A 12,564-nucleotide genomic window follows, 5' to 3' on the forward strand; every position below is an offset into this window, starting at 1 on the left:
CCCACATTGTCTGGTGTTCCCGGAGCCAACCCGCTCCGTGACGCCCAGGACCGCCGGCTCCCGCGCATCGCGGGGCCGTCGGGTCTGGTCATCTTTGGCGTCACGGGCGATTTGTCCCGCAAAAAGCTGATGCCCGCTGTCTATGACCTGGCCAACCGCGGCCTGCTGCCACCGGGCTTCTCGCTCGTCGGCTTCGCGCGCCGCGAGTGGCAGGACGAGGACTTCACCCAGGAGGTCCACGACGCCGTCAAGCAGCACGCCCGCACGCCGTTCCGTGAGGAGGTCTGGCAGCAGCTCATCCAGGGGATGCGCTTCGTCCAGGGCAACTTCGACGACGACGATGCCTTCGAAACCCTCAAGGCCACCATCGAGGAGCTCGACAAGGAACAGGGCACGGGCGGCAACTTCGCCTTCTACCTGTCCGTGCCGCCGAAGTTCTTCCCGAAGGTCGTCCAGCAGCTGAAGAAGCACGGACTGGCGGACCAGACGGAGGGTTCCTGGCGGCGCGCCGTCATCGAGAAGCCGTTCGGTCACGACCTCACGAGTGCGCAGGATCTCAACCAGATCGTGCACGACGTGTTCCCGCCCAACGAGGTCTTCCGGATCGACCACTACCTGGGCAAGGAGACGGTCCAGAACATCCTGGCGCTGCGGTTCGCCAACACGATGTTCGAGCCGATCTGGAACCGGAGCTACGTCGACCACGTCCAGATCACGATGGCCGAGGACATCGGCATCGGCGGCCGGGCCGGCTACTACGACGGCATCGGCGCCGCCCGTGACGTCATCCAGAACCACCTGCTGCAGCTGCTGGCACTGACCGCGATGGAGGAGCCCGGCTCCTTCCACCCGAAGGCCCTGGTCGCCGAGAAGCTCAAGGTGCTCACGGCGGTCGAACTGCCGGAGGATCTGGGCAAGCACACCGTGCGCGGCCAGTACGCCCACGCCTGGCAGGGCGGCGAAGAGGTTCTCGGCTATCTGGAGGAGGACGGCATCGACCCCAAGTCGAAGACCGACACCTTCGCCGCGATCAAGCTGACGATCAACAACCGCCGCTGGGCGGGCGTGCCGTTCTACCTCCGTACCGGAAAGCGGCTCGGCCGCCGGGTCACGGAGATCGCGGTCGTCTTCAAGCGTGCCCCGTACCTGCCGTTCGAGTCGGGGGCCACGGAGGAACTGGGCGGCAACGCGCTGGTCATCCGGGTCCAGCCGGACGAGGGCGTGACCGTGCGGTTCGGCTCCAAGGTGCCCGGCACCTCCATGGAAGTCCGGGACGTCACGATGGACTTCGCCTACGGCGAGTCCTTCACCGAGTCCAGCCCGGAGGCGTACGAGCGGCTCATCCTCGATGTGCTGCTGGGCGACGCCAACCTCTTCCCCCGCCACCAGGAGGTCGAGCTCTCCTGGAACATCCTCGACCCGATCGAGGAGTACTGGGACAAGCACGGCAAGCCCGCGCAGTACCCGGCGGGCACCTGGGGTCCGGCAGAGGCGGACGAGATGCTCGCACGAGACGGACGGAGCTGGCGTCGGCCATGAAGATCGACCTCACGGAAACCACCTCCAGCAAGATCAACCAAGCGCTGGTGTCGGCTCGGCGTGCCGTCGGCACGCCGGCCATCGGCATGGTGCTGACCCTGGTCATCGTCACCGACGAGGAGAACGCCTACGACGCCCTCAAAGCGGCGAGCGATTCCTCCCGCGAACACCCCTCGCGGATCATCGCGGTGATCAAGCGGGTCAGCCGCTCGCCGCGCAGCCGGCGCGACGCGCGGCTCGACGCCGAGGTACGGGTCGGTTCCGACTCGGGCTCCGGCGAGACCATCGTCCTGCGCCTCCACGGTGAACTGGCCAACCACGCCCAGTCGGTGGTCCTGCCGCTGCTGCTGCCGGACGCCCCGGTCGTGCTGTGGTGGCCCGAGGACGCACCGTCCGACCCGGCGAAGGACCCGCTGGGCGCGCTCGCCCAGCGTCGGATCACGGACGCCTACTCGGCGGAGGAGCCGAGCGCCGAACTCACGGCGCGGGCCCAGTCGTACACCCCGGGCGACACGGATCTGTCCTGGACCCGCATCACCCCGTGGCGCTCGATGCTGGCGGCCGCGCTGGACCAGAAGCCGGTCGAGGTCCTGTCGGCGACGGTCGAGGGCGAGTCGGAGAACCCCAGCTGCGAGCTGCTCGCCATGTGGCTCGCGGACCGGCTCAAGGTACCGGTGCAGCGCACGCTGTCCGCCGGCCCCGGTCTGACGGCCGTACGGATGGAAACCAAGGAAGGCACCATCGTCCTGGACCGCCCGGACGGTTCGCTGGCGACGCTCTCCATGGAGGGACAGCCGAACCGTGCGGTGGCGCTCAAGCGGCGGGAGACCGCCGAGCTGCTCGCCGAGGAGCTGCGCCGTCTGGACCCGGACAACACCTACGAGGCCACGGTGAAGTTCGGTGTGGATAATCTCGCCGGCGCGGCAGCGCCCGAGCCCGCCGCAGCGAAGGCGTCCGAGCCCGCCGCCACCCCGGCCCCGTCCCCGGCCCCGGCGAAGAAGAGCGCGGCGAAGAGGGCGGCAGCGAAGTGAGTGCCCCTCAACTTGTCGTGCACCGCGACAAGGAGCTGATGGCGCAGGCCGCCGCGGCCCGGCTGATCACGAAGATCGTGGACGCCCAGGCCGCGCGCGGCTACGCCTCGGTGGTCCTCACCGGTGGGCGCAACGGCAACGGCCTGCTGGCCGCGCTCGCCGCCGCGCCCGCCCGGGACGCGATCGACTGGTCGCGGCTCGACCTGTGGTGGGGCGACGAGCGGTTCCTGCCGGACGGCGATCCGGAGCGCAATGTCACGCAGGCCCGTGAGGCCCTGCTGGACTCGGTGCCGCTCGACCCGTCCCGGGTCCATGCGATGCCCGCTTCGGACGGCCCCTGCGGCAACGACGCCGACACCGCCGCGGCCGCGTACGCCGCCGAACTGGCCACCGCGGCCCGTCCGGAGGACCACGGCCCGGTCCCGACGTTCGATGTGCTGATGCTGGGCGTGGGCCCGGACACGCATGTCGCGTCGCTCTTCCCGGAGCTGCCCGCGGTACGGGAGACCGAGCGCACCGTCGTCGGTGTGCACGGCGCTCCCAAGCCGCCGCCCACCCGCATCTCACTGACGCTGCCCGCGATCCGGGCCGCGCGCGAGGTGTGGCTGCTCGCGGCGGGCGAGGACAAGGCGGAGGCCGCGGCCATCGCACTGTCGGGCGCCGGGGAGATCCAGGCCCCGGCGGCGGGCGCGTACGGACGCAGCCGCACGCTGTGGCTGCTGGATTCGGCGGCGGCCTCGCAGCTGCCGCGCGCGCTGTATCCGCCGGCCTCTCCCTGAGTGGCCGTCAGCGCGGCTGACAACAGGCCCGGTTCGCTCCCAGGAGCGGGCCGGGCCTGTCTGTGTCCGGTACCTGCGGGAGCGATCCGCCGCGCCGGGGCCGTGCCACGAGACGTCCGCGGTGCCGCATCGGCGCACTCGGTCCCACCCCGCTCCGGCCGCCGTCGTGGCGGTCACGCTCAGCAGCCCCGACCGCCGCTGGACGTACGACTGCCTCACCGTCCAGCCGATCACTCCGGCCCGCTCCCGTGCGGCGGTGCACCGCCGTACGGTGCCGGAGCGGGTCACCGGGCAGTCACCGCTGGGGGCGTGTCCCGTATCAGCGGCCCCGCCGCGTGCGGTACGCGGCGACGAGGGCGGCGGTCGAGCTGTCCAGCTGCTCGCCCCCTGTGCCCTCGGTCAGCACCGGCTCGATCTTCTTGGCGAGAACCTTGCCGAGCTCGACGCCCCACTGGTCGAAGGAGTCGATGTTCCAGACGGCGCCCTGGACGAAGACCTTGTGCTCGTACAGCGCGATGAGCTGGCCGAGGACGGACGGCGTCAGCCGGTCCGCGAGGATCGTCGTCGTGGGGTGGTTGCCCCGGAACGTCTTGTGCGGCACCAGCTCCTCGGCGACGCCCTCCGCGCGGACCTCGTCCGGCGTCTTGCCGAAGGCCAGCGCCTGGGTCTGGGCGAAGAAGTTGGCCATCAGCAGATCGTGCTGGGCGACGAGCCCGGGCAGCAGGTCGGCGACCGGCTCGGCGAAGCCGATGAAGTCGGCCGGGATGACCTTGGTGCCCTGGTGGATCAGCTGATAGTAGGCGTGCTGCCCGTTGGTGCCGGGTGTGCCCCAGACGACCGGTCCGGTCTGCCACTCGACCGGATTGCCGTCCCGGTCCACCGACTTGCCGTTGGACTCCATGTCCAGCTGCTGCAAGTAGGCGGTGAACTTGGACAGATAGTGGCAGTACGGCAGTACGGCATGCGACTGGGCGTCGAAGAACGCGCCGTACCAGATGCCCAGCAGGCCGAGCAGCAGAGGGGCGTTGGCCTCCGCCGGAGCGGTGCGGAAGTGTTCGTCGACGAGGTGGAAGCCGTCGAGCATCTCGCGGAACCGGTCCGGTCCGATGGCGATCATCAGCGAGAGACCGATGGCCGAGTCGTACGAGTAACGGCCGCCGACCCAGTCCCAGAACTCGAACATGTTGGCGGTGTCGATGCCGAAGTCCGCGACCTTCCCGGCGTTGGTCGAGAGCGCCACGAAGTGCTTGGCGACCGCGTCCTGCTCGGCACGGAGGCCGGTCAGCAGCCAGTTGCGGGCGGAGGTGGCGTTGGTGATCGTCTCGATCGTGGTGAAGGTCTTCGACGCGACGATGAACAGCGTCTCGGCGGGGTCGAGGTCGCGAACGGCCTCGTGCAGGTCGGCGCCGTCGACGTTCGACACGAAGCGGACGGTGAGCGAGCGGTCCGTGAAGGAGCGCAGCACCTCGTACGCCATGGCGGGGCCGAGGTCGGAGCCGCCGATGCCGATGTTGACGATGTTCTTGATCGGCTTGCCGGTGTGGCCGGTCCACTCCCCCGACCTGATGCGGTCGGCGAAGGCCGCCATCCTGTCGAGCACGGCGTGCACGGCGGGCACCACGTTCTCGCCGTCGACCTCGATCACGGCGTCGCGCGGGGCGCGCAGCGCGGTGTGCAGGACCGCACGGTCCTCGGTGGTATTGATCTTCTCGCCGCGGAACATGGCGTCACGCAGCTCGGCGACTCCGGTGGCGTCGGCGAGCTCACGCAGCAGTCGGAGCGTCTCGTCGGTGACCAGGTGCTTGGAGTAGTCGAGATACAGATCGCCGACCCGGAGGGTATAGCCGGCCCCGCGCTCCGGATCGTCCGCGATCAGCTGCCGCAGATGCGTCTGCCCGAACTGCTCGCGGTGCTTGCCGAGAGCGGTCCACTCGGGCGTCTGATTCAGCTTGATTCGACTTCGTGCGTTCATCCCGGATATCAGCCCACTTCTTCTCGTACGTGCACATGCCCCGCTGCCCCTCCAACTTAATTGATCAGGGGGGTTGACGCGGCGACGGAGAGCTGCGACGCCGACAAATGCACTCCGGCCGGGCACCCATGGGGTGACCGGCCGGTGGACCAAAACTAGATTTCGCCCCGGAGTTTGGCCAGGGCCTCGGCGAGGATGGCCTCGCCGTCCGCATCGCTGCGACGCTCACGTACGTACGCGAGGTGCGTCTTGTACGGTTCGGTGCGCGGCGGGTCCGGCGGGTTGTCCCGGTCCTGACCGGCCGGGAAGCCACAGCGCGGGCAGTCCCACGTGTCCGGTGTCTGCGCGTCACTGGCGAAGCTCGGCTGCGTCTCGTGCCCGTTCGAGCACCAGAAGGAGATGCGGAGACGCGGCGCGGACTCGCCCCGCTCGGCCTCACCCATCGGCCCCGCTCCGACCCGGCTTCCCCGGATCGCGTTGCCACTTGCCACGGTCGTAACTCCCTGCGTGATGGTGCTCGAAGATGCCCCAGTCTACGTAAGGCCCAACGCGCGTCCAGTGAAAGGAGTTACACCCTCACCGGGAATCGCGGACGCCGGGTCAGTTGTCCAGCTTCATCAGCAGACCAAGCACGACAATGCATGCGAACCATCCCAGACCGACCACCACGGTGATCCGGTCGAGGTTTCGCTCGGCGACCGAGGAGCCACCGACGGACGACTGCATACCGCCACCGAACATGTCGGAGAGGCCGCCGCCCTTTCCCTTGTGCATCAGCACCAGCAGCATCAGCAGCAGGCTGAAGACGATCAGGGCGATCGAGAACCCCATAACCACGGCTGGTCCCTACTTTCCGGAATTCCCTTGGACTGCTCTAACGGACAACGGGGGCCGGGGGGACAATGCCCCCGGCCCCCGCAAGGGTACGACGGATCGGCGCTACCGCATACTCACTGGTCGCGGAAGCGGACGATCTTGACGAATTCGTCGGCATCCAGTGCGGCGCCGCCGATCAGGGCACCGTCCACGTCGGGCTGCGCCATGATCGCCGCGACGTTCCCGGACTTCACCGAGCCGCCGTACTGGATACGGACAGCATCCGCCAGCTCCTGCGAGTACAGCTCGGCGAGCCGGCGGCGGATCGCACCGCAGACCTCCTGCGCGTCCTCGGGGGTGGCGACCTCACCGGTGCCGATGGCCCAGACCGGCTCGTAGGCGATCACGATGGACTCGGCCTGCTCGGCCGGGATGTCCTTCAGGCCGCCGTCGAGCTGCGCGAGGGTGTACGCGACCTGGTCACCGGCCTTGCGGATGTCCAGGCCCTCACCGACGCAGAGGATCGGCGTCAGGCCGTACCGGTACGCGGCCTTCACCTTGGCGTTGCAGATCTCGTCGTTCTCGCCGTGGTACTGGCGGCGCTCGCTGTGGCCGACCGCGACATAGGTGCACTTCAGCTTGGCGAGCATGGGGCCGGAGATCTCACCGGTGTACGCGCCGGAGTCGTGCGCCGAGAGGTCCTGGGCGCCGTACTTGATCTTCAGTTTGTCGCCGTCGACCAGCGTCTGCACCGAGCGCAGGTCGGTGAAGGGCGGCAGGACGGCGACCTCGACGGCGTCGTAGTCCTTGTCGGCCAGGGCGAAGGCGAGCTTCTGGACGTGTGCGATGGCCTCGAGGTGGTTGAGGTTCATCTTCCAGTTGCCCGCCATCAGCGGGGTACGGGTGCTCATGAAAGGTCAGTCCTCCAGTGCGGCAAGGCCGGGAAGCGTCTTGCCCTCGAGGTATTCGAGGCTGGCGCCGCCACCGGTCGAGATGTGGCCGAATGCGTTCTCGTCGAAGCCCAGGATGCGGACGGCAGCGGCGGAGTCGCCACCACCGACGACACTGAAGCCCGAGGAGTCGACGAGGGCCTGGGCGACCGCCCGGGTGCCCTCGGCGTAGTCGGGGTGCTCGAAGACGCCCATGGGGCCGTTCCAGAAGACGGTGACGGCGTCGGCAAGCTTCGAGGCGTACAGCTTGTTGGTCTCGGGTCCGTTGTCCAGACCCATCACGCCGGCCGGGATGGCGTGCGCGGGCACGGTGCTGTGCTGGGTCGGCGCCTTGGTCTTGAGGTCCGGGAACTGCTCGGAGACCACGACGTCGACGGGGAGCACGAACTCCACGCCCTTCTCCTCGGCGCGCTTCAGATACTCCAGCACCGCCGGGATCTGGTCCTCCTGCAGGAGGGAACTGCCGACCTCGTGGCCCTGGGCCTTGAGGAAGGTGTACGCCATGCCACCGCCGATGAGGATGCGGTCGGCCCGCTCCAGCAGGTGGTCGATGACGCCGAGCTTGTCGGAGACCTTGGAGCCGCCGAGCACGACGGCGTACGGACGCGCGACGTCCTCGGTGAGCTTCTTCAGGACGCCGACCTCGGTGGCGATCAGGTCGCCCGCGGCGTGCGGCAGGCGGGCCGGCAGGTCGAAGACCGAGGCGTGCTTGCGGTGGACGGCTCCGAAGCCGTCGCCCACGTACACATCGGCGAGTTCGGCGAGCTGGTCGGCGAACGCGCCGCGCTCGGCGTCGTCCTTCGACGTCTCGCCGGGGTTGAAGCGGAGGTTCTCGATGACGGCGACCCGGCCGTCGGTGAGGGCTGCGACCGTGGCGCGGGCGGACTCGCCGACCGTGTCGGTCGCGAAGGCGACGTCGGCGCCGATCAGCTCGCCGAGCCGGGCGGCGGCGGGGGCCAGGGAGAAGGCCGGGTCCGGGGCGCCCTTGGGGCGGCCCAGGTGCGAGGCCACGACGACCTTCGCACCGGCCGCGGCGAGCTTCTGCACGGTCGGCTGGACGGCGCGGATGCGGCCGTCGTCGGTAATGGTGGTGCCGCTCAGCGGCACGTTGAGGTCGGCGCGGACGAATACGCGCTTGCCGGTGACCCCTTCGGCGAGAAGTTCGTCGATCGTCTTCATCTTGCTGGACTCCTTGGAGGGCGGGAGAGAGCATGCAACGAGGCTCGAACGGCGCTGCGTTGCGCTGTCCGAGCCCCGTGCTCACATCGAGGTGCCTGCCGGTTCGACGGTCAGAGCTGGCTGCCGACGAACACGGTCAGGTCGACGAGGCGGTTGGAGTAGCCCCACTCATTGTCGTACCAGCCGATGACCTTGACCTGCGTGCCCTCTGCCATGGTCAGCAGAGAGTCGAAGGTGCAGGACGCCGGGTCCGAGACGATGTCCGAGGACACGATCGGATCCTGGGTGTAGACGAGCTTGCCCTTGAGCGGGCCCTCGGCGGCCTTCTGGAAGGCGGCGTTGACCTCGTCGCGGGTGACCTCGCGCTCCAGCGTGATGACCAGGTCGGTGACCGAGCCGGTCGGGACCGGAACGCGCATCGCGATGCCGTCGAGCTTGCCCTTGAGCTGAGGGAGCACCAGAGCGGTGGCCTTGGCGGCACCGGTCGTGGTCGGGATGATGTTCTGCGCGGCGGCGCGGGCGCGACGCAGGTCGGAGTGCGGGAAGTCCAGGATGCGCTGGTCGTTCGTGTACGCGTGAACCGTCGTCATGAGGCCCTTGACAATGCCGAAGCTCTCGTCCAGAACCTTGGCCATCGGCGCAACACAGTTGGTGGTGCAGGAGGCGTTGGAGATGACGTGGTGGTTGGCCGCGTCGTACTTGTCCTCGTTGACGCCCATCACGATGGTGATGTCCTCGCCCTTGGCCGGAGCCGAGATGAGGACCTTCTTGGCACCACCGGCGATGTGCTTCTCGGCGTCGGCCTTCTTGGTGAAGATGCCGGTCGACTCGATGACGATGTCGACGCCCAGTTCACCCCAGGGGATGTCGGCCGGGTTGCGCTCGGAGAGCACTTTGATGGTGTGGCCGTCGACGGTGAAGCTGTCGGCGGTGTGGCTGACCTCGGCCTTCAGACGACCCAGAATGGTGTCGTACTTCAGAAGGTGGGCCGTGGTCGCCGTGTCACCCAGGTCGTTGACAGCCACGATCTCGATGTCCGCACCCTGCTCCAGCAGCGCGCGGAAGTAGTTACGACCGATGCGGCCAAAGCCGTTGATGCCTACGCGGATCGTCACGAACCGATCTCCTCGTTGGTAAGCCGGGTTTCGACGCCGGCTAGCTTCATGAGATGTCCCCGACCGCCTACGACCCTACCTCCCCCAATGCCCAGGCATGACATCAAGCGGCCGTATACACGGCGCGGCGGCCCGTACCCCTCGGTTAGGGGCACGGACCGCCGCAATCCTGTGGCTGCTCGGCGTCAACGACGCAGGGCGGCGAGTGCCTTTCCGACGAGCCGCGTGCGCTCGTCCGGGTTGGCGAGGTGCTCGAGCCCGAAGCCCAGCAGCACGGTGTCGCGCGTGGTGACCGATGCGTACGACTTGAAGAGCTCACCCGCGCGGGCCCAGTCTCCGTCGACGGCCGGGCTGCCGGCCGGCGCGCCCTGCACGGTCCAGGCGCCGAGGGAGGTCTCGAAGCCCTCGGACTCCTTCTCCGCACCGCCGACGAACAGGGCGGCGTTGTCCGCGAACACACCACGGCCGCCGGAGCCGGGGTCGGTGATGTAGCTCAGGGAGAGCTCGACCTTCTTGCCCGCGTAGCCGCTGAGGTCGAAGGCGACCTGCTTCCAGCCGGCGGAGGAGCCGGTGAAGCTGTTCCAGGCTCCGCTGGTGCCGTTGGCCACGCAGCCGCCCGCGTTGAGGGTCAGGTAGTGCCGCAGGAACGGGTGGCCGTTGATGAAGTACCCGGCGTCGCACTCCTCGGGCACCGCGTTCCGGGTGGCACCGCCGGCCTCGGGCAGCGTGGTCCAGTCCTCGGCCCCGGTGGTGTGCGCCTCCAGCACGGCGTGGTCGTAGCCGGCCTCGGTGTTCCAGTTGATCGCGAAGCGCAGCTCGGGCTTGTCGGCCGCGCTGACTCCCGTCAGATCGACGGTACGGGTCAGCCGCTTCCAGTCGTTGTCGGTGTGCGTGGCTGCGGCCATCCACTGGCCGGCGTAGGGGGCGTACGGATTGACGACTCCGGCGTACCGGCCCGCCTGGGCGCTCCCGAACTGCGGGAACTCCGCCGCGGGCAGGGTGTCCGAGGTGACCGTGTACGCGCCGGCCGCGTTCAGCGGACCGCCGGCGCTGCCGCTCAGTCCGCCGGTGGCGCCGACGAGCGCTCCGCTGCCGTCGAAGCCGGTTGCGCCGTTGGCGTTCGTACGGCCGTACGCCCCCAGGTAGTACTGGCTGAAGTCGTCCGTCACGGCACGCCCGATCTGGACGTTGCCGCCGACCCGGGTACCGGCCTCGATCAGCTTGCCGCCTCCGTTGAGGAAGTCACGGAGCGCCAGCTGCGTGGCTCCGCCGGGCGTCCTGGTTCCGGCGTAGTGCACGGCTGTGGAGAAGTGGCTGAGGACCCCGAGCGGGTGCGGTACGCCCTGGGTGGCGACGTCCCAGACGACCGCGCTGCGGCCGTTGGCCTTGAGGGCGTCGGCGTACAGCTGGGCGTTCTGGGCGGCGGCGCCCTCCTCGGCGATCACCAGGGTGTTCGCCTTGGCACGCTCGGCGACCGTGTAGGTGAAGGGCTCGCTGGAGGTGCGCTGGCCGCTTTTCGTGCGGCCGGTGAACCAGACCTCGACCCGGTCACCCGGCTCCGCGCCCTCGACCTCGGCCCGGTAGTCGTCGAAGTGGATGTTGTCCTTGCCGCCGTAGAACTTGCCGCCCTTCCAGCCTTCGAGGTCCTCCTTGTGCGTGCGGCCGCCGTTGACGCGGTAGTTCAGCTCCTTGTCGCGCAGCGACTTGCGGGCGACGACGGAGACCTCCTGGTCACCGCCGCGGGCGTAGGAGGTGGTGAAGGTGTCGGGGGTGAAGTCGGGGGCGGTCAGGCCGACCGAGGAGGAGGGCTGGTCGGGGTGGGCGGCGGTCTCGGCGACCGAGAGCGCGAACGGGATGTTCTTGGCGAACTCCTCCTGGATCAGCTTCTCGTCGTCCGGGAAGTTGAACCCGGACTGGCAGTCCTCGGGGCGCCAGGCGTCACCGGGGTCGATGGCGGAGGCCGTCTGGCAGGTGGTCATCTCCGGGGTGAACATCATCATCCCGTTGACGTTCGCCGCGTGCCCGTCGGCCTCGCCGTTGGTGGTGTAGAGCTCGGAGGAGACCTGCGGGTAGTAGCCGGGGACGGCGGAGTTCTCGGGCGTACCGGCGAGGGCCTTGTACAGGACGTCGTCGGGGGTCGGGGTGGCGACCTGCCATCCCACGCCGTAGAGGAGCAGCTCGGCGGCGGAGTGGTAGTTGATGCCGTACTCGAAGCCGATCCGCTTCTCGAAGCGGTCCAGGGCGACGGTCTCCGGCTCGGAGTTGGGGCCTGCGCCGCGGAAGGTCTGGCTCGCCGGATTCGCGGACGAACCCTCGTTGTCGTAGCCCCACTTGTAGGCGAAGTTGCGATTGAGGTCGACGCCGTCGCTGGCGGTGTAGGCGCCGTCGCCGTTGTTGTCGCGCATGTTCTTGCGCCACAGCCGCTGGCCGTCGGAGTTGTGGGTGAAGTCGTAGCCGTCCGGGTTGGCGGAGATCACGAACCACAGCTCGGTGGAGTCCACGATCTTGGTGATGCGCGGGTCCTTGCCGTAGTTGTCGAGGTAGTAGTGGAGCAACCGCCTTGTCATCTCGGGCGTGATCCACTCGCGGGCGTGCTGGTTGGCCATGTACAGCACGGCGGGCTTGGAGCCGTCCTCCGAGGCCTTGGCGCCCTTGGTGAGCTTGAGGGCGAGGATGTCCTGGCCCTGGAGCGTCTTGCCGATCGAGACGACCTTGGTGAGGCCCGGGTGGGCCTTTCCGGTCGCGATGATCTCTTCCTGGATGTTGCCCTTGCCGCTGTACGGGCGGAAGACGCCGTCCCCGGCGGCGGCCAGCCCTCGCTGCGTCCGAGCCGAGACCTTGCGCTCGGTGAGTTCGACGCCCTTCGCCTTCAGACCGGCCGCCTCGGCGTCGGTGAGGAAGAGCTCGACCTTCGCGGTGCCCTTGTCGGGCGCGCGCTCGCCCAGTTCGTGTGCGTCCTGGCCGGCCGCGAGGAGCAGCGGAATCTGCTCCCTGGTGACATCGGCGTTGTAGACCTTCACGGCGTCGGCGCCCGCGTTGGATGCCTGTCCGTCCTGCGCCTGGGCGACGGGTGCCGCCGCCAGACCCGCTATCAGCAGTGAAGCCGCTGCGAGCATCGATCTCGCCCTGCGTCTCATAAGCCCCCCTTGCTGTTGGCTTCCACATGAGTGAACCGACGCAAGG

The 12,564-nt window shown here is 68.8% G+C and carries 10 protein-coding genes; 3 read left to right on the forward strand and 7 right to left on the reverse strand.

Annotation, left to right across the window (positions count from 1 at the left end; genetic code table 11):
• The first annotated feature begins 6 nt into the window (after positions 1-6).
• From zwf to pgl, 3 genes are read left to right on the forward strand one after another with little or no spacing between them, the layout of a single operon-like run.
• Positions 7-1,539 (forward strand): glucose-6-phosphate dehydrogenase, encoded by a 1,533-nt coding sequence (gene zwf / locus AB0N06_RS15960; RefSeq protein ID WP_366135280.1) that lies wholly within the window; start codon positions 7-9, stop codon positions 1,537-1,539.
• Positions 1,536-2,570: a glucose-6-phosphate dehydrogenase assembly protein OpcA gene (gene opcA, locus AB0N06_RS15965; RefSeq protein WP_366135281.1), complete on the forward strand. Its 1,035-nt coding sequence runs from the start codon at positions 1,536-1,538 to the stop codon at positions 2,568-2,570. Before zwf ends, opcA begins: the two co-directional genes overlap by 4 nt.
• Positions 2,567-3,349: a 6-phosphogluconolactonase gene (gene pgl / locus AB0N06_RS15970; RefSeq protein WP_366135282.1), complete on the forward strand. Its 783-nt coding sequence runs from the start codon at positions 2,567-2,569 to the stop codon at positions 3,347-3,349. The genes opcA and pgl overlap by 4 nt, the downstream gene beginning before the upstream one ends.
• Before the next feature lie 319 nt (positions 3,350-3,668).
• Here pgl and pgi read toward each other — a convergent pair whose 3' ends face one another.
• The 7 genes from pgi to AB0N06_RS16005 form a co-directional block, all read right to left on the reverse strand.
• On the reverse strand, positions 3,669-5,321 hold the full coding sequence (pgi, locus tag AB0N06_RS15975) for a glucose-6-phosphate isomerase (RefSeq protein ID WP_366135283.1): 1,653 nt from the start codon (positions 5,319-5,321) through the stop codon (positions 3,669-3,671).
• 155 nt (positions 5,322-5,476) lie between these two features.
• On the reverse strand, positions 5,477-5,812 hold the full coding sequence (locus AB0N06_RS15980; RefSeq protein WP_078839979.1) for an RNA polymerase-binding protein RbpA: 336 nt from the start codon (positions 5,810-5,812) through the stop codon (positions 5,477-5,479).
• Positions 5,813-5,921: 109 nt separating this feature from the next.
• Positions 5,922-6,158, reverse strand: coding sequence for a preprotein translocase subunit SecG (gene secG, locus AB0N06_RS15985; RefSeq protein ID WP_078839980.1), 237 nt, complete (start codon positions 6,156-6,158; stop codon positions 5,922-5,924).
• A 113-nt stretch (positions 6,159-6,271) separates the two neighbouring features.
• On the reverse strand, positions 6,272-7,048 hold the full coding sequence (gene tpiA / locus AB0N06_RS15990; protein WP_366135284.1) for a triose-phosphate isomerase: 777 nt from the start codon (positions 7,046-7,048) through the stop codon (positions 6,272-6,274).
• 6 nt (positions 7,049-7,054) lie between these two features.
• Positions 7,055-8,266, reverse strand: coding sequence for a phosphoglycerate kinase (locus AB0N06_RS15995; protein WP_366135285.1), 1,212 nt, complete (start codon positions 8,264-8,266; stop codon positions 7,055-7,057).
• A gap of 110 nt (positions 8,267-8,376) precedes the next feature.
• Complete coding sequence (gene gap, locus AB0N06_RS16000; RefSeq protein WP_366135286.1) at positions 8,377-9,381, reverse strand: type I glyceraldehyde-3-phosphate dehydrogenase; 1,005 nt, start codon at positions 9,379-9,381, stop codon at positions 8,377-8,379.
• A gap of 185 nt (positions 9,382-9,566) precedes the next feature.
• A complete protein-coding gene (locus tag AB0N06_RS16005; protein ID WP_366135287.1) occupies positions 9,567-12,518 on the reverse strand; it encodes a M14 family zinc carboxypeptidase in 2,952 nt (983 codons plus the stop codon).
• Positions 12,519-12,564: the final 46 nt, after the last annotated feature.

It is taken from the genome of Streptomyces sp. NPDC051020, assembly GCF_040683105.1.
Taxonomy (GTDB): domain Bacteria; phylum Actinomycetota; class Actinomycetes; order Streptomycetales; family Streptomycetaceae; genus Streptomyces.

Coding starts and splice junctions, on each gene's coding strand:
- opcA (WP_366135281.1), top strand. CDS start 1,536: ATGAAGATCGACCTCACGGAAACCACCTCCAGCAAGATCAACCAAGCG.
- pgi (WP_366135283.1), bottom strand. CDS start 5,321: ATGAACGCACGAAGTCGAATCAAGCTGAATCAGACGCCCGAGTGGACC.
- tpiA (WP_366135284.1), bottom strand. CDS start 7,048: ATGAGCACCCGTACCCCGCTGATGGCGGGCAACTGGAAGATGAACCTC.
- AB0N06_RS15995 (WP_366135285.1), bottom strand. CDS start 8,266: ATGAAGACGATCGACGAACTTCTCGCCGAAGGGGTCACCGGCAAGCGC.
- AB0N06_RS16005 (WP_366135287.1), bottom strand. CDS start 12,518: ATGAGACGCAGGGCGAGATCGATGCTCGCAGCGGCTTCACTGCTGATA.